At 67.6% G+C, this 23,246-nt stretch carries 21 protein-coding genes and 1 pseudogene; 5 read left to right on the forward strand and 17 right to left on the reverse strand.

Translation table 11 applies throughout. The annotated features are described in order from the left end of the window. Positions 1–225: 225 nt before the first annotated feature. Complete coding sequence (locus T8K17_RS09630; protein WP_322334290.1) at positions 226–2,751, reverse strand: methyl-accepting chemotaxis protein; 2,526 nt, start codon at positions 2,749–2,751, stop codon at positions 226–228. 251 nt (positions 2,752–3,002) lie between these two features. Between T8K17_RS09630 and T8K17_RS09635 the strand changes: the two genes are divergently transcribed. Beyond that, positions 3,003–3,545 (forward strand): tetratricopeptide repeat protein, encoded by a 543-nt coding sequence (locus T8K17_RS09635; protein WP_322334291.1) that lies wholly within the window; start codon positions 3,003–3,005, stop codon positions 3,543–3,545. Positions 3,546–3,552: 7 nt separating this feature from the next. Here T8K17_RS09635 and T8K17_RS09640 read toward each other — a convergent pair whose 3' ends face one another. Together T8K17_RS09640 and T8K17_RS09645 are read right to left on the reverse strand one after the other, a co-directional pair. After that, positions 3,553–4,656: a M48 family metallopeptidase gene (locus T8K17_RS09640; protein WP_322334292.1), complete on the reverse strand. Its 1,104-nt coding sequence runs from the start codon at positions 4,654–4,656 to the stop codon at positions 3,553–3,555. 1 nt (position 4,657) lies between these two features. After that, positions 4,658–5,779, reverse strand: a complete 1,122-nt coding sequence (locus tag T8K17_RS09645; RefSeq protein ID WP_322334293.1) for a DUF898 family protein — start codon at positions 5,777–5,779, stop codon at positions 4,658–4,660. Between the two features lie 185 nt (positions 5,780–5,964). Here T8K17_RS09645 and T8K17_RS09650 point away from each other — a divergent pair, with 185 nt between their 5' ends. Beyond that, positions 5,965–7,302, forward strand: coding sequence for a dihydroorotase (locus T8K17_RS09650; RefSeq protein WP_322334294.1), 1,338 nt, complete (start codon positions 5,965–5,967; stop codon positions 7,300–7,302). Between the two features lie 2 nt (positions 7,303–7,304). Further along, the gene (locus tag T8K17_RS09655) at positions 7,305–7,784 is read left to right on the forward strand and encodes a GFA family protein (protein ID WP_322334295.1); all 480 of its coding nucleotides are present in this window, start codon (positions 7,305–7,307) and stop codon (positions 7,782–7,784) included. 6 nt (positions 7,785–7,790) lie between these two features. On the opposite strand, the gene ccoS is transcribed toward T8K17_RS09655, so the two are convergent. The 8 genes from ccoS to ccoN are packed head-to-tail and all read right to left on the reverse strand — an operon-like array spanning position 7,791 to position 15,556. Beyond that, complete coding sequence (ccoS, locus tag T8K17_RS09660) at positions 7,791–7,964, reverse strand: cbb3-type cytochrome oxidase assembly protein CcoS (RefSeq protein ID WP_322334296.1); 174 nt, start codon at positions 7,962–7,964, stop codon at positions 7,791–7,793. After that, the gene (locus T8K17_RS09665) at positions 7,961–10,252 is read right to left on the reverse strand and encodes a heavy metal translocating P-type ATPase (protein WP_322334297.1); all 2,292 of its coding nucleotides are present in this window, start codon (positions 10,250–10,252) and stop codon (positions 7,961–7,963) included. Before T8K17_RS09665 ends, ccoS begins: the two co-directional genes overlap by 4 nt. Before the next feature lies 1 nt (position 10,253). Further along, positions 10,254–10,751 carry a FixH family protein gene (locus T8K17_RS09670; RefSeq protein ID WP_322334298.1) on the reverse strand — a complete coding sequence of 166 codons (498 nt, stop codon included), beginning with the start codon at positions 10,749–10,751 and terminating at the stop codon, positions 10,254–10,256. Then, positions 10,748–12,322, reverse strand: coding sequence for a cytochrome c oxidase accessory protein CcoG (ccoG, locus tag T8K17_RS09675; RefSeq protein ID WP_322334299.1), 1,575 nt, complete (start codon positions 12,320–12,322; stop codon positions 10,748–10,750). The genes T8K17_RS09670 and ccoG overlap by 4 nt, the downstream gene beginning before the upstream one ends. Before the next feature lie 46 nt (positions 12,323–12,368). Then, positions 12,369–13,238, reverse strand: coding sequence for a cytochrome-c oxidase, cbb3-type subunit III (gene ccoP, locus T8K17_RS09680; protein ID WP_322334300.1), 870 nt, complete (start codon positions 13,236–13,238; stop codon positions 12,369–12,371). A gap of 3 nt (positions 13,239–13,241) precedes the next feature. Further along, complete coding sequence (locus T8K17_RS09685) at positions 13,242–13,391, reverse strand: cbb3-type cytochrome c oxidase subunit 3 (RefSeq protein ID WP_322334301.1); 150 nt, start codon at positions 13,389–13,391, stop codon at positions 13,242–13,244. A gap of 11 nt (positions 13,392–13,402) precedes the next feature. After that, positions 13,403–14,134 (reverse strand): cytochrome-c oxidase, cbb3-type subunit II, encoded by a 732-nt coding sequence (ccoO, locus tag T8K17_RS09690; RefSeq protein WP_322334302.1) that lies wholly within the window; start codon positions 14,132–14,134, stop codon positions 13,403–13,405. 12 nt (positions 14,135–14,146) lie between these two features. After that, positions 14,147–15,556, reverse strand: coding sequence for a cytochrome-c oxidase, cbb3-type subunit I (gene ccoN / locus T8K17_RS09695; protein ID WP_322334945.1), 1,410 nt, complete (start codon positions 15,554–15,556; stop codon positions 14,147–14,149). A gap of 340 nt (positions 15,557–15,896) precedes the next feature. On the opposite strand from ccoN, the gene T8K17_RS09700 reads away from it, so the two are divergent. After that, positions 15,897–16,430: a hemerythrin domain-containing protein gene (locus T8K17_RS09700; protein WP_322334303.1), complete on the forward strand. Its 534-nt coding sequence runs from the start codon at positions 15,897–15,899 to the stop codon at positions 16,428–16,430. On the opposite strand, the gene T8K17_RS09705 is transcribed toward T8K17_RS09700, so the two are convergent. Both T8K17_RS09705 and T8K17_RS09710 read right to left on the reverse strand, forming a co-directional pair. After that, positions 16,422–17,147, reverse strand: a complete 726-nt coding sequence (locus tag T8K17_RS09705; RefSeq protein ID WP_322334304.1) for a Crp/Fnr family transcriptional regulator — start codon at positions 17,145–17,147, stop codon at positions 16,422–16,424. The genes T8K17_RS09700 and T8K17_RS09705 overlap by 9 nt on opposite strands. A gap of 154 nt (positions 17,148–17,301) precedes the next feature. Continuing rightward, positions 17,302–17,493: a hypothetical protein gene (locus T8K17_RS09710; protein ID WP_322334305.1), complete on the reverse strand. Its 192-nt coding sequence runs from the start codon at positions 17,491–17,493 to the stop codon at positions 17,302–17,304. A gap of 60 nt (positions 17,494–17,553) precedes the next feature. Here T8K17_RS09710 and T8K17_RS09715 point away from each other — a divergent pair, with 60 nt between their 5' ends. Next, complete coding sequence (locus tag T8K17_RS09715; RefSeq protein ID WP_322334306.1) at positions 17,554–18,978, forward strand: amidase; 1,425 nt, start codon at positions 17,554–17,556, stop codon at positions 18,976–18,978. 198 nt (positions 18,979–19,176) lie between these two features. Here the strand turns inward: T8K17_RS09715 and T8K17_RS09720 are convergent, their stop codons facing one another. The 4 genes and pseudogenes from T8K17_RS09720 to T8K17_RS09735 all read right to left on the reverse strand — a co-directional run bounded on the left by T8K17_RS09720 (position 19,177) and on the right by T8K17_RS09735 (position 23,198). Then, positions 19,177–20,571 (reverse strand): NAD(P)(+) transhydrogenase (Re/Si-specific) subunit beta, encoded by a 1,395-nt coding sequence (locus T8K17_RS09720; protein WP_322334307.1) that lies wholly within the window; start codon positions 20,569–20,571, stop codon positions 19,177–19,179. Between the two features lie 16 nt (positions 20,572–20,587). Beyond that, positions 20,588–21,037 (reverse strand): NAD(P) transhydrogenase subunit alpha, encoded by a 450-nt coding sequence (locus T8K17_RS09725; RefSeq protein ID WP_322334308.1) that lies wholly within the window; start codon positions 21,035–21,037, stop codon positions 20,588–20,590. A gap of 105 nt (positions 21,038–21,142) precedes the next feature. After that, positions 21,143–22,345: pseudogene (locus tag T8K17_RS09730) on the reverse strand (Re/Si-specific NAD(P)(+) transhydrogenase subunit alpha); the annotation flags it as partial. 199 nt (positions 22,346–22,544) lie between these two features. Continuing rightward, complete coding sequence (locus T8K17_RS09735; protein ID WP_322334310.1) at positions 22,545–23,198, reverse strand: hypothetical protein; 654 nt, start codon at positions 23,196–23,198, stop codon at positions 22,545–22,547. Positions 23,199–23,246 lie beyond the last annotated feature (48 nt).

The following is a 23,246-nucleotide window of genomic DNA, read 5'->3' on the forward strand; positions in this document are numbered from 1 at the left end:
AGGGGGGCGTCTCAGTTGCCAGTCATATCGCTCTGCTCGTCATCCCGGACGCTCCCCGGACCTGATCCGGGGGCGGGCCGGGACCCGGGGTCTCTGCTCCGTCTGGGTCCCGGCCGACCTCCGGGTCGAACCCGGAGCTCGCCGGGATGACGGATAAGGGGGTGTCATCATAGAAAAGGGCGGGATTTCTCCCGCCCTTTCGCGTGTCGGATATGACGCTTCGGGTCAGCTGTTGCCGCCGCCGCGGACCTGGCGCAGGAAGTCCTCCACTTCGCGGTCGAGGACGCCGGAATCCTCCGCCAGCAGATTGGCCGAGGTCAGGACCTCCTCCGCCTGGTGGCCGGTGTCGTTGGCCACGGTGGAGACCATCTCGATGGTCCGGGTCACGTCGTCGGTGCCGGTCGCCGCTTCCTGGCTGGACCGGGCGATCTCCTGGGTGGAGGCGCCCTGCTCCTCGACCGCCCCGGCGATGGCGGTGACGTGGCCGTCGATCTCCCGGATCGCCTCGGACACCTCCCGGATCGCGGTGACCGCGGCGGCGACGCCGTCCTGCACCGACTTGATCTGGATGGTGATCTCCTCGGTCGCCTTTCCGGTCTGGCTGGCCAGCGACTTCACCTCCGACGCCACCACGGCGAAGCCCTTGCCGGCCTCGCCGGCCCGCGCCGCCTCGATGGTGGCGTTCAGGGCCAGAAGGTTGGTCTGCTCGGCGATGTCCTGGATCAGGGTGACGACGGTGCCGATGCGGTTGGTCGACTGTTCCAGCGTCTCCACCGTGCGATTGGTCGCATCCGCCTGGTCCGCCGCCACCCGGGCACGGGCCGAGCTTTCGCTGACCTTGTTGGAGATCTCGACGATCGACGCCGAGAGCTCTTCCGCCGCCGCGGCGACGGTCTGCACGTTGGACGAGGTCTGCTGGGCGGCCCCGACGCCGGCGGTCGAGCGCTCGCGCACATCGCCCGCGCCGGCCGCCATCTTCTTCGCCGTCTCGGCCATGCCGCGCGAGGCGGTGCCGAGGCGGTCGACGATGCCATTCACCCGGCTTTCGAAGGCGTCGGCCAGCTCCACGCGCTGACGCTGACGCTCCTCCGAAGCCCGGCGCTCCGACTCGATCTGGTCGGACCGCAGACGCTCCACTTCCTGGGCGCTGTCGCGGAACACCTGGACCGTGCCGGCCATGGTGCTGATCTCATCGGAGCCGGACGTGTCGACCTCGACGTTCAGGTCCCCGCCGGCCAGCCGGCGCATGACGTCCGCCAGGTTCGTCAGTCGAAGCACGACGCCCCGCCAGACGACCAGGAGACCGATCAGGATTGCCGCCAGGACGCTGGCCACGGCGAGGCCCAGGATCATCATCCGGCTTTCGTCGATGGTCTGCTTCGCGGCGTCTGCCGTGGCGTTGGCGCTTTGGGTGGCGGTCTCGACCATGTCGGCGACGGCGGTGCCGAAGGCGCCGGACACGTCGCGGGCGCGGGCCAGGGCGGAATCGGCGTCGGATTCGGCGGAGAGCACGGCCTTGCGCCGGTCGAACACGCCGCCCTCGCCGGAGCCGAGCTCCAGGATGTTGCCCAGGCTCGGGAGCAGGCTGGCCAGACGCGGGATCTCGGACACCTGCTTTTGGATGTCTTCCAGCATCGACATGGCCATGGAGAATTCGAGGCCGATGCTCTCCAGATGGCGCTCCGACTCGGCGCCGGCGGCGGCGTTCAGCGTGCCGATGATGAGGTTGGCGGTGGCCGCCGATTCCAGCATCAGCCGGAATTCACGGACGTCGTCCTGCACGAGGCCGCCGATGGTCTTGCGGGCGCCAATGGCCAGATCGCGGCCGGCGAAAGCCATGTTCCGCTGCGCTTCCGACACCAGCGGATTGACGGATTTCTCGAAGTCCGCGGCGATCTGCGGCAGCGCGGCGTCGAGTTCCTCGCGCTGGCGCTGGGTGGCGTCGAACTGCTCGGGCGTCAGCTCGACCCAGTTGATTTCCTTACGGCGGATCTCGAAGGCCGAATTCTCGCCGGTGCCCCGGCGGATCAGCTCCAGGGCGGCGTTGCGGAAGCGGTTGCCGTCCTCGGTATCGGGCGCGGTGGTGACCGAGTACTGCATCTCGGTCGCCATGTCCTTGAACGCGGCCTCTTCGCGGGCCAGCAGCTCAAGGTCCACCGTGCCGGCCACGCGCGCCAGCATGCCAAGCATCTTCTGGCCGTTGCCGGCGAGCGTCAGGATGTCCTTCAACGCCGTCATATGGGTGCCGAGCAGTTCGCCCACCGTCGAGGTGGTCGCCTCGATCGCCTCTTCGCCGGTCTTCACCATGCGCTCGCTGGCATCGACGATCATCGGCTGGACGTCGTTCTGGAACTGGGTGTTGACCTCGGACACCGCCTGGATCGCCTGACCAAGCTTGGCCTGTGCATCGACCCGCCGCGTGACCGCGGAATCCAGATCGGCCATGGCCTGGGACAGGGTGTCCGCCAGCTCCGTCAGCGTCGAGACGTCGGTTCCCGTCGCTTTCAGCTCCTGAAGACGCTCGGCCAGTTCGCCCTGCTTGGTGGCGAGTTCGTCGCGGATCGTCTGACGTTCGGCGCCCGACTTCGCGGAGACCAGGCTTGGGGCGGCGGCGGCGACTGCCGAGCTGTTCGCGGCAAGCTGCAGGCTGCTGGTCACCGCCGGCATCGCGTCGTCGGTCACGGTGGTCAGCGTGTCCTCGACGTTCGAGAAGGCGAACCACGCCACGCCGGCGGTCAGAACGGTAAGCATCGTTGTCGCGGCGAATGCTGTCCCCAACCGGCCGGCAATGCCGAAGCCTCCGGTCTTGCCGGTCGCGGTCGACAGCGACTCCCCGGACCCGGAGGAATCTTCACTGCCGAGCTGTGCCGTTCGCGTAACGGACATAAATCAACTCCTGATGGGGTCAAAACACCGATAGACCGTAGATGTGAAGGGTTAATAAAGGATTACGGGGCGGCAAGGGGAGTGCAATAATGAATGGTATTTTAGTGAAATGTAGTTTGGTCGCCGCTGTGGTGGCGATGCTTCTCGCTTCCGGCGTCCCTTCTCAGGCAGATCAGACCGATCCGAGACTGGACGCCTTGTTCGAGAAGCTTCGGATTTCCGAGGTTTTCTCTATCGCCCATGCAACGGAACAGCAGATCTGGATCATCTGGCATCAGCCGCCGGACATCCCCGAAGTCGCGGAAATCATGGAAGACGGCCTACAGGCAATGCGCGAATCTCGCCTCGCAGACGCTTTGACGGCGTTCGACGAGGCCGTCAGACGCGCACCGGACTTCGCCGAGGCCTGGAACAAGCGGGCGACGATCTACTACCTGATGGGCGACTACGCGGCGTCGATCGCCGATGTGCGGCAGACGCTGGTCCTCGAGCCGCGACATTTCGGCGCACTGTCCGGCCTCGGCCTGATCAACCTCAAACTCGACCGCAAAAGCGACGCCCTCGCCGCGTTCGAGGCGGCGCTCGAGCTGCACCCGTTCCTGCCGGTCCGCCATGAGATCGAGGCCCTGCGCGAGGCGGTGGCTGGCGAGAAGATCTGACCGGGTTTTAGGAGCACATCCGTTTGAGCGCGGCGAGCTGCGCGGAGTCGATGCCGGGCTGGGTGCCGGTCTCGGCCGCGGCGAACAGGGCGGCGCGATCGGCCGATCCGGGGTGGCTCTGGACCAGGGTCAGCAGCGAGCCGAGCGTGCCGCCGATCTCGTCGTCCTGCAGCCGTTCGAAGAACGCCCGGCCGCCGTCGGAGGAGATATCGTTGTCCCGGAGCAGCGCCAGTGCCGTGTGGTCGGCGCGCTCCTCCTGGTCGCGGGTGTAGTTCGCGTCCAGCACCGCGCCGGTCAGCGTGGACGCGACGGAGCCGCCGGCCTCCTGGCCGAACAGCAGGGCGAGGACGAGGCTCACGCCCTCCCGCCGGATCCAGGCCGTCATCGGGTCGCGATGGACCACATGGGCGATCTCATGGGCCAGGACGGCGGCCAGTTCCGAGCCCTCCCGGCTTTCCTTGATCAACCCGCTGGTCAGGACGATCCGGCCGCCAGGCAGGGCGAAGGCGTTGACCAGATCCCAGTTGAGCACGGTGATTTGGGGCGGCGGAATGTCGGCAGCCCCCGCCAGCCGTCCGGCCAAGGCCTGCAGGGCGGTGTAGCCGTCCGGGCCGGTGCATCGCTTATGGGCGGCGGTGAGGGACCGTATCGCGTTGTCCGCCGAGGTCGAGCCCGTGTCCGGAGGCAGCAGACGGGCCGCCATCCCGCTCAGCGGCGCCAGCGCCAGCAGGACCAGGACGAGGGCGATGGCGGTGGCGCCGATCGCCATGGCCGCGGTCGGGCGTCGTTTCAGCCCCAGAACCTGCGTGCCCGCCTGTCGCGCATCGCCGGTGGCGCGGGACCGGATCGCCGCCGCCAGGGCGGGATCGTCGGGCACCAGACGGGCGTCCTCGGCGTCCAGGAGCGAAAACACGGCGTCCTCTCCCGCCGATTCCGGGCGGTAGATCCGCTCCCACCGCCACAGCAGCGGGCATTGCGGCTGCGCGGCGCGCTCGTCGGTCGGCAGCAGGCGCAGGCCGGATCGGTCCGGGACGATCGCCACCCGATGGTCGGCGCCGGTGACGCCGTCCAGCAGGTGGGCGTTGCCGCGCGGGCCCGTCGACCCCGCCATGTCAGGCGATGTCGAAGTCACCGGCCAGCCCCTCTCCGCCGAATGCATTGTCGTCCGCCTCGACCTGGCGCAGTCCCGCCGGATCCGGCACACCGGTCATCGTCACGTTGGCGGCAAGGTAGCGGATCTTGCGCTCCCAGGTGATCGGGGCGAGCAGGCCGATCGAAAAGATCAGGATCAGCCAGTTGCCGAGGGTAAGCCATGTGTAGCCCAGTGCTGTTCCGTGGAACGTCGCGCGCACCGGGCCGACATTCGATACCGTGCAGATCCAGCGCCAGAAGGCGACCCGGTAGACGCACATCAGATAGATCCCGAACACGACGACCGCGAAGACGAACGTCATCCCGGTCAGGACGATCTCGGCCTCCGCCATCTGCGCCGAGGCGGTCGACAGGCCGATGGTTGCCGTCTTGAAGAAGAAATAGGCCACCGCACCCACGCCCACGAGCCCGTACACCAGCCAGATCCCCAACCAGAGTCCGAGCAGCCGGTAGATGCCGCCGATATAGCGGCCATGCAGGCCGCCGACATTCAGGGCATTGATCACCATCCGGGCACGGTACAGATCGACGATCGGCTTCAGCAGCCAGCCCGAGAGGACGACCATCAGCGCCGACGCGACGGCGACCTGCAGGTATTTCGTGGCCTCCAGTTCGATCCGGCCTCGGATTCCGCGCCAGCGGGTGCGCGAGATCCGGTAGCGCCAGCTCAGGAACCGGCCCATCTCCCACAGACCGAAGACGACGACCGCATAGATGAAATCCACGGTCTCGATCGTATTCAGGTCGGCGCCCTGTCCGCTGCGCTCCAGAATCAGCTCGACCAGCGTGTAGATGATGCCCAGCGGCAGCAGGATGATCAGGAACACCCGCACGAAGCCGAGAAAGATCTCCAGCCCGTTGCCGGTATACTCCAGCGGCTGGCCGTCGAACCGGATCCGCCGCCAGAGGATCTGCCGCATGAGGGTGATCGCCCAGAACCGGTAGATGCCGAGCGTCAGAATCATCAGGCCGACATTGAGGAGATGGCGGCGCACCAGGCGCCACGTACCGCCCTCGGTATAGGTGATCCGCGACACGGCGGGCGTCTGGGTCGCCATAGAGGCGTCGTCGGCATGGGACATGGGCAGAAGGATTCCTGTTCGGCGGTCTGCGTGTCGGTGTGACTCTCCCGCTGGGACTATCGCAGTCGACGCCCGGTGTCTCCAGGGTGGGATTTGCCACAGGGGAACGGCTGCCCGTCCCGGTTCGACGGTTGCCGCCCGGCGCGGCGCGGCTATGCTGGCGCCGGTCACGAATGGAGGCAGGCATGGCGCGATACGATCTGGTGGTGCGGGGCGGCGAGGTGTTCACCCCGTCGGGAGTTGAACGGGTGGATCTCGGGGTTACCGGCGGAAAGATCACCGCCATCGGCGACCTGGCGACGGCCGAGGCCGGCGAGGTGGTCGATGCTGCCGGTCTGACCGTGCTGCCCGGCGTGATCGACACCCAGGTGCATTTCCGCGAGCCCGGCCTGGAACATAAGGAAGACATCCACCACGGCACCCGCGCCGCCGCCAAGGGCGGGGTGACGTCAATCTTCGAGATGCCGAACACCTCGCCGCTGACCCTCACCGAGGTCGAGCTGAACGACAAGCTCGCCCGGTCCAAGGGGCGCGCCTGGTGCGACCACGCCTATTTCGTCGGGGCGGCGGAGGAGAACGTCCACCTGCTGGAAGAGCTGGAACTGGCCCCCGGCTGCGCCGGGGTGAAAGTGTTCATGGGCTCGTCCACCGGCTCGCTGCTGGTGGAGAAGGACGAGCTGCTGGCCAAGGTCCTGGCCGCCGGCCGCCGCCGGGTCGCCGTCCATGCCGAGGACGAGGACATGCTGCGCGAGCGCCAGCATATCGCCAAGGAGGAGGGCCACCCGCGCGCCCATCCGGTCTGGCGCTCGCCGGAATGCGCCCTGAAGGCGACCCAGCGGATCGTCCGCCTGGGCCGCGCCGCCGGTCGCCCGGTCCATGTGCTGCACATCACCTCCGCCGAGGAGATGGCGTTCCTGGCCGAGAACAAGGACGTCGCCACCGTCGAGACGACCCTGAACCACCTGACCATGGCGGCGCCCGAGTGTTACGAGCGGCTCGGCTCGCTGGCGCAGATGAACCCGCCGGTGCGCGAACAGCACCACCAGGACGCCCTGTGGCGGGCGATCGCCGACGGCACCGTGGACGTGATCGGCTCCGACCATGCGCCGCATACGCTGGAGGAGAAGCAGCGTCCCTATCCCTCGAGCCCGTCCGGCATGCCCGGCGTGCAGACCCTGCTGCCGCTGCTGCTCGACCACATGAACGCCGGCCGCCTGACCCTGGCCCGGCTGGTCGACCTGACCTCGGCCGGCCCGCACCGGATCTACGGCATCGCCGGCAAGGGCCGCATCGCCAAGGGCTGGGACGCCGACCTGACCCTGGTCGATCTGAAGGCCAAGCGCGAGATCACCAACAAGTGGATCGCCAGCAAGTGCGGCTGGACCCCGTTCGACGGCAAGACCGTCACCGGCTGGCCGATCGCCACCCTGGTGCGCGGCAATGTGGTCATGCGCGACGACGACCTGATCGGCGAGGCGGTCGGCGAGCCGGTGCGCTTCTGGTCGAGCCTGCAGCGGGGATGAGCATGACCGACGAAACTTTCGCCGAGGGCGGTTGCACCTGCCGGTCGGTGCGCTACCGGCTCAAGCGCAAGCCGATGTTCGTGCATTGCTGCCACTGCACCTGGTGCCAGCGCGACAGTGGTACCGCCTTCGCCTTGAATGCGCTGATCGAGGCGGCGGAGGTGGAACTGCTGTCCGGGACCCTGGAGGCGGTCGATACGCCGACCGAGAGCGGGAAGGGCCAGCTCTTCATGCGCTGCCCGACCTGCCGGGCGACCATGTACAGCCACTATGCCGGGGCGGGCCCCAAAGTGGCCTTCGTGCGGGTGGGGACCCTGGACGAGCCGGCGAAGTGCCCGCCTGACATCCACATCTTCACCCGCTCCAAGCTGCCCTGGGTGCGGCTACCGGACGGCGCGCTGGCGATGGAGGAGTTCTACTCCTACCGGGAGCACTGGCCGGAGGAGAGCTTCGCCCGGTTGAAGGCGACCCGTCAGGGATAGGCCTCGCTACTTCTTCGGGCCGGCCGATTTCTTCGGCTTGTCGTCTTCCGGCATGAGGATCCGTTCGGCCGCGCCGTCCAGATCCTCGAACTGCCCCGACCGCAGCGCCCAGAGAAAGGCGACGAGGCCGATGAGGCCGAGCGCCAGGGCGGCGGGGATCAGGATCGACAGGATGGTCATGCGCGTGCTCCCATCGCCGGGGTGAGGGGAGTCCTGACATCGTCCCCGGCCACTGTCGACGCAACCCCCGACCGTCGGTCGGGCAGGGCGAGACGCAGGGCGTTGGCCACCACGACGATGGAAGAGGCCGACATGGCGATCGCCGCGAAGAGCGGGGTCGCGTAACCGGCGATGGCCAGCGGAATGGCGATGGCGTTGTAGACGATCGCCAGCCCGAAATTCTGCAGGATCAGCCGCCGCGCCTTTCGGGCGACGGCGATGGCGGTCGGGATCGCCCCCATATCCTCGCTCAGGAAGACGATGCCGGCGGCGGTGCGGCTGACATCGGAGGCGGCACTCGGCGCCATGGAGACGTCGGCGGCGGCCAGGGCCGGGGCGTCGTTCAGCCCGTCGCCGATCATCAGCACCCGGTGGCCGTCGGCCTGCAGCGCCTGGATGGTCGCGATCTTGTCGGCCGGGGTGGCGCGGGCGGTCCAGGTCTCCAGGCCGAGCCGGGCGGCGGTCTCCGCCACCTTGCCGTCGCCGTCGCCCGACAGCAGGGCCGGAGTCAGGCCGAGCCGGATCAGGGTCGCGACCGCGCCGTCCGCACCCGGACGCGGCCGGTCGAGCAGGTCGAAGGCCGCCGTCAGGGTGCCGTCGCAGGACAGCACCGGGACGCCGCGGCGGTCGTGGGAAAGCTCGGCGAAGGACTCGGCGGAGAGCGCCCAGTCCGGCCGGCCCAGGCGCCAGGTCCGTCCGTCGATCACGCCCTCGATGCCGTGGCCCGCATGTTCGGCGACACGGTCCGGTGCGACCGGTGCCGTGGGGGCCGCCGCCGCGATCGCCTGGGCCACCGGGTGCCGGCTGTGCCGGGCCAGGGCGGCGGCGACCGTCAGGGTGCCGTCGGACAGGCGGTCCAGCGCCCGCGGATCGACCGTCGGGGTGGTCAGGGTGCCGGTCTTGTCCAGCACCACCCGGTCGATGGTAGCCAGGGTCTCCAGCGCGCCCCCGTCGCGCAGCAGGATGCGGTGCTTCAGCAGCCGTCCGGCGGCGACGACCTGCACGATCGGGGCGGCGAGACCCAGGGCGCAGGGGCAGGTGATGATCAGTACGGCGATGGCGGTGGTCAGGGCATGGTGCAGCCCGCCCCCGGCCGCCCACCAGCCGAGGAAGGTGGCCGCTGAGACGAGATGCACCGCCGGGGCGTAGATCGCGGCCATCCGGTCGGCCAGCAGGCTCAGCGCCGGGCGCGCCGTTTCCGCCGCTTCCAGCATGGAGCGCATCTCGCCGAGGAAGGAGGCATGTCCGATGCGGGTGGCGGTGAGGGTGAGCGGGCCCTCAATGACCATGGCGCCCGCCACCACCGTGTCGCCCGCGGCCAGCGCGACCGCCTCGCTCTCGCCGGTGACGACGGAGAGGTCGACCCGGACCCCGTTGCCGGTCACGGTGCCGTCGACGGGCACCCGGTCCCCGGAGGCGACCAGGACCGTCGTGCCCGGCGTCACCTGGCCGACCGGTATCCAGGAGGTGGTTCCGTCGGCGGCGACGACCACGGCGCCGCGCGGCGTGGTCCGGTCTAGGGTCTTCAGGGCCGCCCCGGCGCGCGAGCGCATCACATGGTCGAGGGTGCGGCCGATCAGCAGGAAGAACAGCAGGGTGACGGAGGCGTCGAAATAGGCATGGGCCCCGCCAGTCAGGGTCTCGTGCACCGACAATCCGACCGCCAGCAGGACCGCCAGGGAGATCGGCACGTCCATGTTCAGCCGGCCGGCCTTCAGGGCATGCAGGGCCGGGGCGAAGAACGGGCGCCCGGCAACGGCGACGGCGGGGATGGCGATGGCGGCGGAGATCCAGTGGAACAGATCCCGGGTCGCGTCATCGGCCCCCGACCAGATCGAGACCGACAGCAGCATCACGTTGCCGGCGGCGAAGCCGGCGACGGCGAGAGCGACGAAAAGCCGGCGCAGGATCGGGTCCGGTCCGCTCTCCGCCTCGTCCAGCAGCCCGGCGCGATAGCCGGCATGATCGAGCGCGGCGAAGACCGCCTCCGGATCGACGGCGTCGCGCGGCCATTTCACCGTGACGAACCGCCCCGCAAGGTTGACCCGGGCATCCGTCACCGCCTCGACCGCGCCGACCGCCTTCTCGATGGTCGAGATGCAGGCGGCGCAATGGGCGTCGGGCACGGCGAGGCGGGTGGCGACCAGCCCGTCGCCGATATCGTGGGACGCCTCGAGCAGCTCGCGCCGGTCAGGCCGCTGGGCCTGGCCCGGCACCGATAGCGAGGCGGAGGCGGCGCAGCAGGACATGTCAACCGCCCTTGCCCACGGAGAACCGGGTCTCGTACCGCCAGGTGCGCCCGCCCGACAGCTTGAGGGCGACGTCCGCCACCCACAGGCCCGAGGCGAGAACGTCGGGCATGCTGACGGTGCCGTTCGCGGCCGCCGGAATGTCGATCAGCCGATCCTCGGTCCGGGTGACCGGGCGGCCGATGCGGACCGTGCCGCCCAGGATCTCCACGCCCCGGCCCGCGGCATCGCGCAACGACAGGGTGAGGCGGTCGTCGGCCTGCTCGAAGGAGAGCGCGTAACCCAGCGCCTGCTGCTCGCGGGCGGCGGCGACGCGTTCGTTGAATCGCTGGCTCTCGACATAGGAATTGGCGACGACGAGGCCCGGCCAGGTGCCCGAGGCCAGGGTCGCCATGGTCACGTTGACCGCGATGATCAGGCCGAAGAAGGACAGGAGGATGAGGAAGACGTGCCGGCCGGTGAGCCGGAAGGATCCGTCGGTCCGAGGGGTGTCGCTCATCGTGCCGCTCCATTGTCGAAGATCGCATCGTACTCCGCCCGCTCCGAGCCCGCACTGTCGCGGATCCGGAAGCGGAACTGGGTCTGCTGGCCCTCCAGCCCCTCGGGGCCCGCGATCACGAAGATCCGCTGGGCCCGCAGGCTGTCGGGATCGACGTCCAGGAAGATCGCCTGGCGCGGGTCGTCCTTCTCCAGCGGCATGATCATCGCCCCCTGGGGGAAGTCCTCGATGGTCAGCAGAACCGTCCGCTTCTCCGGCATCATGTTGAGGATCTTCACGGTGTAGCCGTTGCGGATCGTACCGTCGGACAGCCGCACGGAGACCGGGTTGCGGTCGTGCAGAACGTTGATTTCCAGCCGGTCGCGCGTGGTCAGCATGGCGAGCATGCCGAGGCCGATCAGCGCCCAGATGGTGAAATAGACGATCGTGCGCGGCCGCAGGATCGAGCGCAGGGTGGTGTGCTCGACCTCCGGGGCGATGCCGCCGTCGGGCGTGTGCACCCGGGCCGGCTCGATCTTGCCGTCGGCGAGCTGCGCCAGCGACATGTTGTGATTGTAGGTCGCCAGGGTGGAGTAGGAGATCAGCCCCTTCGGCTTGCCGATCTTGTCCATCACCCCGTCGCAGGCGTCGATGCACAGGGCGCAGGTGATGCACTCGAGCTGCTGGCCGTCGCGGATGTCGATGCCCATGGGGCAGACCGCGACGCAGGCGTTGCAGTCGATGCAGTCGCCGACCGAGGCGCCGGCGGCTTCCTGGACCTTGCGGTGCCGCGAGCGCGGCTCGCCGCGCCAGGCGTTGTAGGTCACGGTCAGCGAATGCTCGTCGAGCATCGCCGCCTGGATGCGCGGCCAGGGGCACATGTAGGTGCAGACCTGCTCGCGCATCAGCCCGCCCAGGGCGTAGGTGGTGAAGGTCAGCACCGCGATGGTGCCGTAGGCCACCGTGGGCGCGGTGCCGGTCAGCACCTCCATGAACAGGGTCGGGGCGTCGGCGAAATAGAAGATCCAGGCGCCGCCCGTGGCCACGGCGATCAGCAGCCAGATCGTGTGCTTGCTGACCCGCTTGGCGGCCTTCGACGCGCTCATCGGCTCCTTGTCGAGACGGATGCGCTTGTTGCGGTCGCCCTCTATGAACCGCTCGACCACCAGGAACAGGTCGACCCAGACGGTCTGCGGGCAGGTATAGCCGCACCAGGCGCGGCCGACCGAGGAGGTGACCAGGAACAGTCCGAGCGCCGCCATCAGCAGCAGCCCGGCCACGTAGTAGAATTCCTGCGGCCAGATCTCGATCCAGAAGAAGTAGAAACGGCGGTGGTACAGGTCGATGAGGACCGCCTGGTCCGGGGCGAATTCGCCCCGGTCCCAGCGGATCCACGGGGTGATGTAGTAGATGCCGAGGGTGATCAGCATCACCAGCCACTTGAAGCGGCGGAAGACACCTTCCGCGCGCTTCGGGTGGATCTTCTTGCGGGCGGCGTAAAGCGGCTGCTGCTTGTCGCGACGGTTGACCGGCTCGACATCGAATTGCTCGAGGCCGTTCCCTGTCGCACCGTTCTGGTCAACCGTCGTCATCGGAAGTCTCCGTTCATCAGCCGCTGGCATTCAGCCGTTGCGGCGCTTATTCGCCGCCGCCCAGTCCGTGCACATACACGGCGAGCTGCTTCACCACCGCGTCGCCCAGACGCTCGCCCCAGGCCGGCATGACGCCGTGCTTGGGATTGTTGACCTGGGACACGATCTCCTGCTGCGTGTTGCCATACAGCCAGAGGGCATCGGCCAGGTTCGGGGCCCCCAGCTCGGTGTTGCCGAGGCCCTGCTCGCCGTGACAGGCGGCGCAGTTCTCGGCGAAGACCCGGGCACCCACGTCCATCGCCCCCTGGTCGTGCTCCAGGCCGGAGAGCGAGCGGACGTAATGGGCGACCGCCAGGATGTCCTCGCGGGGGAGGAGCTGGTCGCGGCCGAAGGCCGGCATTTCGGAATACCGGGTGTCGCCGTCGGCCTCGTAGCGGACGCCGTGGCGGATGGTCGCCGCGATCTGGTCGATCGAGCCGCCCCACAGCCAGTCGTCGTCGTTCAGGTTCGGGTAACCCGCCGCACCCTGCGCGCCGGAACCGTGGCACTGGGAGCAGTAGACCTTGAAGGCCGACGCCCCGCCGGCCGCCGCGAAGCGCGCCAGTTCCGGATTGGCCTGGATCTCGCCCACGTCCATGCCGCGGATCTGCTCCAGCATGTCGGCGCGGCCGGCTTCGACCTCCGCCATCTCCTGGTGCAGCTCGCCGCGGGTGGTCGTACCCGAGATGCCCTGCGTGGCTCCCTCGATCAGCGGGATGGCCGGGTAGTACACCGCGTAGCCGATCGCGAAGACGATGCAGGCGTAGAACGTGTACAGCCACCAGCGCGGGAGCGGATTGTTCAGTTCCTTGATGCCGTCCCACTCGTGGCCGGTGGTCTCGACATTGGTGACGCTGTCGATCTCCTTCTCGCTCATGGCTCAGTCCTCCTTAAGCGGGATGGCAGCGGCGTCATCGGCCGATTTGCGACCACCCGGTCTGAACGTGTAGGCGATCACCCCGAGGAAGATGATCAGCATGTAGAGCAGCCCCCAACTGTCGGCGGCCTGTCTCAGGCTTTCGTAGGTCATGGCTCCTCTCCTCAGCGGGCATTGGCTTCGGGGTCGAAGGTCGAGAAGTCGACCAGCGTGCCGAGCATCTGCAGGTAGGCGATCACCGCATCCATCTCCGTCAGACGGTTCGGGTTGCCGTCGAAATCGCCGGTCTTGGCCTTGGGATAGCGGGCCAGGAGCCCGTCCCAATCGGCATCCGGGTCCGCCTGGTTCCGCATGTCGGCCAGGGCGTTCCCGATCATTTCGTCGTCATAGGGGACGCCGAGCATCCGGTTGGTCTTCAGGTGACCGGCGATGTTGGTGGTGTCGAGATCGGTATCCGCCAGGAACGCGTAGGACGGCATCACCGATTCCGGCACGACCGAGCGCGGCTCGATCAGGTGCTGGACGTGCCACTCGTTGGAGTAGCGGTCGCCGATACGGGCCAGGTCCGGACCGGTGCGCTTGGAGCCCCACTGGAACGGGTGGTCGTACATGCTTTCCGCCGCCAGCGAGTAGTGGCCGTAGCGCTCAACCTCGTCGCGGAAGGGTCGGATCATCTGGCTGTGGCAGACGTAGCAACCCTCGCGCTGGTAGATCTCGCGCCCCTTGAGCTCGAGCGGCGAGTAGGGACGCATCCCCTCCACCTTCTCGATGGTGTTCTGCAGGTAGAACAGGGGCGCGATCTCGACGATGCCGCCGATGGTGACCACGAGGAAGGAGAGAACCAACAGCAGCGTGGCGTTGGTCTCGATCCGATTGTGTTTATCGAGGATCGACATGGTTTCCTCCGATCAGGCGGGTTGTGCCGCGGCGGTGACGATGGGCTGCTCGTTGCGTTCGCGGCCCTTGATCGTCATGGCGACGTTGTAGGCCATGACCAGACCGCCAGCGAGGTAGAGGACCCCGGCGAAGGCGCGGGCGACGTAGAACGGATGCATGGCATCGACGGTCTCGGCGAAGGAGTAGACCAGGAAGCCTTCCGCGTCGTACTCGCGCCACATCAGGCCCTGCATGATCCCGCTCACCCACATCACGCCGGCATAGGCGGCGATGCCGAGGGTGGCGAGCCAGAAGTGCCAGTTCACCATGCGCAGCGAGTACAGCTTCTCGCGGCCGAACAGACGTGGCGTCAGGAAGTAGATCGCCCCGAAGGAGATCATCCCGACCCAGCCGAGCGCACCGGAATGCACGTGGCCGATGGTCCAGTCGGTATAGTGGCTCAGCGCGTTCACGCTCTTCACCGACATCATCGGGCCTTCGAAGGTCGACATGCCGTAGAACGCCAGCGCCATGACCATCATGCGGATGATCGGATCGGTGCGGATCTTGTCCCAGGCCCCCGAGAGGGTCATCAGGCCGTTGATCATGCCGCCCCAGGAGGGCATCCACAGCATGATCGAGAACACCATGCCGAGGGTCTGCGCCCAGTCGGGCAGGGCGGTGTAGTGCAGGTGGTGCGGACCGGCCCAGATGTAGAGGAAGATCAGCGACCAGAAGTGCACGATCGACAGCCGGTAGGAGTAGACCGGCCGCTCGGCCTGCTTCGGCACGAAGTAGTACATCATGCCCAGGAAGCCGGCGGTCAGGAAGAAGCCGACCGCGTTATGGCCGTACCACCACTGGGTCAGCGCGTCCTGCACGCCCGAGAACAGCGAGTAGCTCTTCGAGCCGGTCAGGGAGACCGGGATCGCCAGCCCGTTCACCACGTGCAGCATGGCCACCGTGACGATGAACGACAGGTAGAACCAGTTCGCCACGTAGATATGCGGCTCTTTGCGCTTCAGGATGGTGCCCAGGAACACGATCAGATAGGCGACCCACACGATGGTCAGCCACAGGTCGATGTACCACTCGGGCTCGGCGTATTCCTTCGACGTGCTGTTGCCCAGCAGGTAGCCGGTGGCGGCCAGCACGATGAAGAACTGGTAGCCCCAGAACACGAACCAAGCCAGGTCGCCGCCGAACAGGCGGGCGCGGCAGGTCCGCTGGACCACGTAGAAGCTCGTGCACAGCAGCGCGTTGCCGCCGAAGGCGAAGACCACGGCCGAGGTATGCAGCGGGCGGACACGTCCGAAATTGAACCAGGGCTCGATGTTCAGGTCGGGCCAGGCGAGCTGGGAGGCGGCGACGACGCCGACAAGAAAGCCGACGACCCCCCAGAACACGGTCGCCAGCACGCCGATGCGCACCGGTCCGTCCATGTAGCTGTCAGGGTCGGCAGGGGTGGAATCGCGGCCGATCAGCCAGAAGACGACCAGCACCGCGACGATTAAGAACAGATAGGCGTGAAACTCATAAACCGCGTCCTGCGCTCCGGCCGCCATGAACAAGGCGAGCAGACCGGCGAAGGACGCGAGGGAAAGTTCGATCGCTTTAGACATGATCCGGGTTCCCGCAGCGTGTGATTGACACGGCGCGGAAGGTGTCGTTTCCGAGACTTGGTTTCCTTGATCTCGATCAACGACCGGCCCCGCGCCCCCGCGTCATCCTAACACCATTCAGGGCTGCCGTCGGGCAGTCGCGGCGAACGGGATCTTGGCGATGCGGGGTGGCGACGGAGCACGGTCGGGACCGGTATGGGGTGAGGGCGCCGGACCGACGGTCGGCAAAATCGGCGACGCCTGCCGGCCTTGCCTCGAGGAGGCGATCCGCAAGTTCGAAGGCAACCATGCGCGGATCCTCGGCGTCTGCGAGGAGCTGGAGCAGTTGGCCGACGGTCTGCCGGCCCTGCCGACCAACGGGAGCCATCTGCGACTCGCACGCCGCGTGGGAGGGCTGCTGCGCGAGGCCCACGCGCTGGAGGAACAGGAAATTCTGCCGATCCTGGCCGCCGCCCTCGGCGAGGAGGCGGTCAAGGACAGCGTCGCGACCCTGACCGAGGAACACCGGACAGACGAGGCGTTCGCCGAGGAGGTGGCCGAGGTCCTGATGGAATGGACCGCCGGAGAACGCCATCACGACGCCGCCACGCTGGGCTATATGCTGCGCGGGCTGTTCGACAATCTGCGCCGGCATACCGCCCGGGAACGCGACCAGCTCATCGGTCCGGCCGGGCGTCGTCTGGCCTCAGGTTGATCCGGTCGCGTCCTTCAGGGCCTCGCGGTCCGGCACGACGATGTGCCGGTTGCCCTCGATCTCGATCAGACCTTCCTTGCGCAAGGCGGTGAACTGGCGGCTCACCGTTTCGATCGTCAGGCCGAGATAGTCGGCGATCTCCGCCCGCGAGAGCGGGAGTTCGAAGGTCACCCTGTCGCCGTCATGCTCCGGATCGATGTGGTCGGCGATCAGGCTGAGGAAGCTGGCGACCTTTTCCTTGGCGGTCATCCGTCCGAGCACCAGCATCCACTGCCGCGCCTCGTCGAGCTCCTTGAGCACCTGGCGGAGCAGTCGGTTCTCCAGCTCCGGGTTCTCGCCCAGCATCGATTCCAGCACGTCCTTGGGGAAGGTGCACAGCCGGACGTCGACGGCGACTTCCGCCCCGAAATTGCTCTCGCTCATGAACGGGCGCCCGAGGAAATCGGGCGCGAACTGGAGGCCGACGATCTGCTGGCGGCCGTCGGGCATGAGCTTGGTCAGCTTCACCGCCCCCGACAGGATGTTCGAATAGGTGTGGACCTGATCCTCCTCGTGGATCAGCTCCTGCTTGCGGTTGGCCACGCGCTTGGTGGTGTGCTTGCTCAGCCGCTGCAGCTCGTCGCCCGACAGGGCCCCACAGATGCCCTTGTGGCGGGCTTCGCAGGCCCGGCAAACGACCGGAACGTCCGAATTGTGAATGTCCTGCCGGTCCGACATGGAACCCCTCGTCGCCGATCTGCCGTCGAGCGCGGCGCTTACAAGGCCGCATCCTATCAAAGGGAGCGGCGAACGAAACCCCGCGTGGCTTTAGGTCGCTGGTCTGCCGGAATGCAGTCGGGGCCCGATCCGCCCCGATCCTACCTGCGGTGCTCTAGAACCCGAAGCGTCCTTTGAACGGATGGCCCGTCGCCAGGGAGATCAGGTGGGCGGCGGCGGCCAGGGCGACGACGACGCCGAGGATCTGCAAAAACGTCCACGGGATCGGCAGAGGCGGATCCAGGGTCTCGCGCGGCCGGCGCTGCATGTGCCACGCTAGGGCAGCCAACGTCAGACTGACAGCCATGATTATCAGCGTTGTGGACAAGGGCATGGGGGGCAACCCGCGTGACAAAGGAGAGTTTTGATGAATGACTTATCGGGTGGCGACAAGGCGGTTTCCTACGATCCGTCCACCTTTGAGCCGTTGACCTATGTGGAGGGCACGGGGGATTTCGCCAGCGGCAAGGACAGCCCGAGCGCCTACTTTGAGCGCTGCCTGGACGTGATCTCCGCGCGGGAAGGGACCGTCAAGGCCTGGGTCACCCTGAACGAGAGCGGAGCGAAGGAGCAGGCCGACGCCTCCACCAAGCGCTGGAAGGCGGGCAACCCGCTGTCGCCGATCGACGGCATGCCGATCGGGGTCAAGGACCTCTACATGACCAAGGACATGCCGACCCAGATGGGCTCGCCGCTCTATGCCGGACGCATGACCGGCGAGGATTCCGCCCCGGTCCAGGCCCTGCGGCTGGCGGGTGCCGTGGTGCTCGGCAAGACGGTGACCACCGAACTCGGCTTTTCCCATCCGGGACCGACGACCAACCCGTTCGATCCCGAGCGCACGCCCGGCGGCTCGTCCTCCGGTTCCGCCGCCGTGATCGGCGCCGGCATGGTGCCGGCGGCCCTTGGCAGCCAGGTCGTCGGGTCGATCATCCGGCCGGCCGGCTTCTGCGCGAATACCGCGATCAAGCCGACCCTGGGCGCCCTGCATCGCGGCGAGCGTCAGGGCATGAGCCACAGCCATCTCGGCGTCCATGCCGGGTCGATCGCCGATATGTGGGCGGTGACCCACGCGATCTCCCATTTCGTCGGCGGCGATCCGGGCAGCCCGGGCCTGTTCGGCTCCCAGGCGACCCCCGTCGCGAGCAAGCCGCAACGGCTGATCGTGGTCGAGAGCGAGGGTTGGCATCAGACCGACGATGCGACCAAGACGGCCTTCGAGACCCTGATCGACCGGATCGCGGCCTCGGGCGTGGAGATTGTCCGCCGCGCCGGGCATGGCGATCTCGACGCGTTCGAGGTGGAGATCGCCGAGAGCCTGCTGCTGTGCCGCGACATCTGCGGCTGGGAGATGCTCTGGACCCTGCGCAACCTGGCGGAAAAGGACGTCACCAAGCTGAGCGACAGCATGCGGCAGCGGCTGTCCATGGCCTCGGAGATGTCGATCGACGACTACCGGGCGGCCCTGGTCAAGCGCGAGGCGATGCGGGCCCGGTTCCGGGCGGTCGCGGCGACGGCAGATGCGATGATCACGCTGTCCTCCACCGGACCGGCGCCGAAATTCGTGGATTCCGCCACTCAGGAGGGCGAGCCGGGGCTGATCCACACCACCGGCCTGCCGGCCTACAACGCCTGGACCTCGGCGATCGGCTGCCCCTGCGTGACCGTGCCGATGCTGTCGGTCGACGGCATGCCGGTCGGGGTACAGGTCATCGGCCGCCACAACGAGGACTGGCGCACCGGCGCCATGGCCCGCTGGGTCAAGGACACCGTGGAACCGGTGATCGGGTAGGGAGTTGAGTCGGCCCTTCGACACGTCCCCCGGCTGAAGGCCGGGGGCCTGCTCAGGGCGAGGTCTTAAGTTTTCAAATTCCTGACCTCGCCCTGAGCAGCGACCGCAGGGAGCGTGTCGAAGGGCGGCCCGCACCCATCAAAAAAGGCGCCGGAGATTGCTCCCCGGCGCCTTTCGTCGTTCGCAGCAAACGGATCCTCAGTCGAGGGACTGGACGATCTCCTCGCACATCTTCTTGGCGTCGCCGAACAGCATCATGGTGTTGTCGCGGAAGAACACCTCGTTCTCCACGCCGGCATAGCCGGACGCCATGGAGCGCTTCACGAACAGCACCGTCTTTGCGTTCTCCACGTCCAGGATCGGCATGCCGTAGATCGGGCTCGCCGGGTCGGTCTTGGCCGCCGGGTTGGTCACGTCGTTGGCGCCGATCACGAAGGCCACGTCGGTCTGGGAGAAGTCGCGGTTGATCTCCTCCAGCTCCAGCACCTCGTCATAGGGCACATTGGCCTCGGCCAGCAGCACGTTCATGTGGCCCGGCATGCGGCCCGCCACCGGGTGGATGGCGTAGCGCACCTTCACACCCTTGGCCTTCAGCGTGTCGGCCATCTCGCGCAGGGCGTGCTGGGCCTGGGCCACCGCCATGCCGTAGCCCGGCACGATGATCACCGAGGAGGCGCTCTCCATGATGAAGGCCGCATCCTCGGCGCTGCCGGACTTGACCGACCGGTCGCCGCCCGGCCCGCCGGCCGCCGCCGCCTCGCTCTCGCCGCCGAAGCCGCCGAGAATGACGCTGATGAACGAGCGGTTCATGCCCTTGCACATGATGTAGGACAGGATCGCGCCCGAGGAGCCCACCAGCGCGCCGGTGATGATCAGCAGGTGGTTGCCGAGCGTGAAGCCGATACCGGCCGCCGCCCAACCCGAATACGAGTTCAGCATCGACACCACGACCGGCATGTCGGCGCCGCCGATCGGCAGGATCAGCAGGAAGCCCAGCGCGAGGGCGACGATGAAGATCAGCCAGAAGGCGGTCGGGTCCTGGCTGGCGCAGAGCCAGACGATCAGGGCCACCAGGGCGATGCCGAGGACGGCGTTCAGCGGATGCTGGCCCTTGAACACCAGCGGCCTGCCGGTGACCAGGCCCTGGAGCTTGCCGAAGGCGATGATCGAGCCGGTGAAGGTGATCGCGCCGATGGCCAGGCCCAGCGCCATTTCGATCAGCGAGCCGACCTTGATCGCGCCGATCTCGCCGATACCGTAGGCGTCCGGCCGGTAGAAGGCGGCCGCCGCCACGAAACAGGCGGCGAGACCGACCAGGCTGTGGAACGCCGCCACGAGCTGGGGCAGGGCGGTCATCTGGATCTTGCGGGCGATCACCGCGCCGATGGCGCCGCCGATCAGCAGGCCGACGATGATGATCTCGTAGGACTGCACCACCGGCAGGGTCAGGGTGGTGCCGATGGCGAGCGCCATGCCGGCCATGCCGTAGTAGTTGCCCGCCCGCGAGGTCGACGGGTGCGACAGGCCGCGCAGCGCCATGATGAAGCAGACGCCGGAGACCAGATACAGAAGCGAAGAGATGGTGCCACTCATGATACGGGTCCTTCCCTCACTTCTTCTTCTTGAACATGGCGAGCATGCGTTCCGTCACCAGGAAGCCACCGGCGATGTTCACGCTGGCCAGCACCACGGCGAAGAAGCCCATGATCGATGAGAAGTTCATGCTGTCCGGCCCGGCGGCGATCAGGGCACCGACGATGATCACCGAGGAGATCGCGTTGGTGACCGCCATCAGCGGCGAGTGCAGCGCGGGGGTGACCCGCCACACCACGTAATAGCCGACGAAGCAGGCGAGCACGAAGACGGTCAGGCCGACCACGGTCGGGTCGAGCCCGCCATGGACGACGGCAGCCGCCGGCGCGCCCGGCGCGGTGATCGCGACCGTGCTGTCCAGGGCCGAGGTGCCGGCCTGCGAGGCGAGGTCCGCGGCCTGGGAAGCCAGCTCCCGGGCTTCCTCGGCGAGGTCCTTGAGCTTGTCTGCGATGGAATTGTCCGACATCGGGGTCCCTCCTTACGCCTTCGCGTCGCCGCTGGAGCCGTCAGACTCCGGCGCCGCGTCCGGCTTGGTTTCCGTCTTGTCCGCTGACTTGGAGGCGGCCGGTTTCTTGGCCGGAGCCTTCTTGGCCGCCGGTTTGGCGGCCGGCTTCGCCGCGGGTGCTGCGGCCGGCTCGTCCTTCAGTTCCTTGATCCGCTCGTTCGTGATCTCGCCGTCCTTGGTGATGGTCGACGCCTTGATGATCTCATCTTCCTCGTCGACCTTGATCGATTTGCTCTCCTTGTCGACCAGCGGCGTGAGGAAGTTCAGCAGGTTCTTGGCGTAGAGCGCGCTGGCGTCGACCGCCACCCGGCTCGGCACGTTCATGTGGCCGACCAGGGTCACGCCATGGGCCTCGACGACCTCGCCCGGCTTGGACAGCGGACAGTTGCCGCCCTGCTCGACCGCCAGATCGACGATTACCGAGCCCGGCTTCATGGTCTTCACCATCTCCTCGGTGACCAGCACCGGGGCCGGACGGCCGGGGATCAGGGCCGTGGTGATGACGATGTCCTGCTTGGCGATGGTCTCGGCGATCAGGGCCGCCTGCTTCTTCTTGTACTCGTCGCTCATTTCCTTGGCGTAGCCGCCGGCGGTCTCGGCCTGCTTGAACTCCTCGTCCTCGACGGCGACGAAGGTTCCGCCCAGGCTTTCGACCTGCTCTTTGGCGGCCGGCCGGACGTCGGTGGCGGACACGATGGCGCCGAGACGCCGCGCCGTGGCGATGGCCTGCAGACCGGCGACACCGGCGCCCATGACAAGGACGCGGGCCGGCGGAACGGTGCCGGCGGCGGTCATCATCATCGGGAAGGCCCGGCCGAAGACGGCGGCGGCATCCAGCACCGCCTTGTAGCCGGCCAGGTTCGACTGCGACGACAGCACGTCCATGGACTGGGCGCGGGTGATCCGCGGGACCAGTTCCAGGGCGAAGGTGCGCACGCCCTGCTTGGCGATGGCCTCGACGATCGCCTTATCCTTGTGCGGCTCCATCAGGGAGATCAGCAGCGCGCCCTTCTTGAGCAGCGGGATCTCGTCCTGGGTCGGTTTTCGCACTTTCAGGACGACATCGGCATCGCCGATCGCCTCCTTGGCGGTCTTCACGATCTTCGCGCCCGCGGCGGCATAGGCGTCGTCGGTCACGGCGGCGGACAGGCCCGCGCCGGACTCGATCGCGACTTCCGCGCCGAGCTGGATATACTTCTTAACCGTGTCCGCAGAGGCTGCGACGCGTTTCTCGCCCTCTCGGCGTTCCTTGACGATGCCGATTTTCATCTTGGGTCCCCGCTGGATTCCCTTTTTCGTAGATCAGTTATGCCGGGCCGGGCGCCGCATGCGCAAGGCGGTAGCGCACGCCGTGCCCGCACGTAGACAACTGTGGCGGACTGTACCAGCGACAAGCGCGTGATGGGCAATGGGATAATTCTAAAAATCTTCCGATCCGTCGGAATCCGAAAGATATCCCCTCCTTCCGCTATCGGAAGGTCGCCCGCCGTCGGTCGATTTCCAGCTTGCGCAGATCCACGTCCCTCAGTTCGCGCAGCCAGTTATAGGCCCGCCGACAGAGTTCCGGCGGCGACGTGGAACTGGAGCCCGCCCGCGACACGGCCGGGTTGGAGCACTCGGCCTCGGCCTGATGCTGAAGGGCCGTCCACCGGGCCAGACGGTCGCCGATCAGCGCGTCGTAGAAAGCCGTCCGGTCGGCGGCGGTCGCGAACAGCGCGCCGCGCAGCGGCACGATCAGCCGGTAGGGAACCTGGCTGGTGGCCGGGGCCCCGGCGGCCGGGGCGAGATCCGCCATGGGGGAAATGGGCAGACGATCCTTCGCGGTGCTCAGAACATCCGGCAGCGGCCGGGGGTACAGGGTCTCCGTCGTCGTCAGATAGCCCGGCGCCTCGCAGGTCACCTCCACGGGAAAGCCGAGCTTGCGCGGTTCGATGCTCATCGGCGCGGCCTGCATGTCGCGGCGTCCGATCCGTCCCACCGCCCGGCAGCGGGCATCCGGCGGTACGGCTTCTACGATGGTAAGCTGCGGCACGGGGATCGCGGGAGGCTTCGCCGTCGACTGCGGCAGAGCGCATCCGGCCAGGGCGGCGATCAGGGCGAGAGCGGGAAATGAGCGAATCATAGCTTATGGTACCGCGAGGCCGGCATGTCGTGCCATAACCCGCACCCC

Source organism: Thalassobaculum sp. OXR-137, assembly GCF_034377285.1.
Lineage (GTDB): Bacteria > Pseudomonadota > Alphaproteobacteria > Thalassobaculales > Thalassobaculaceae > Thalassobaculum.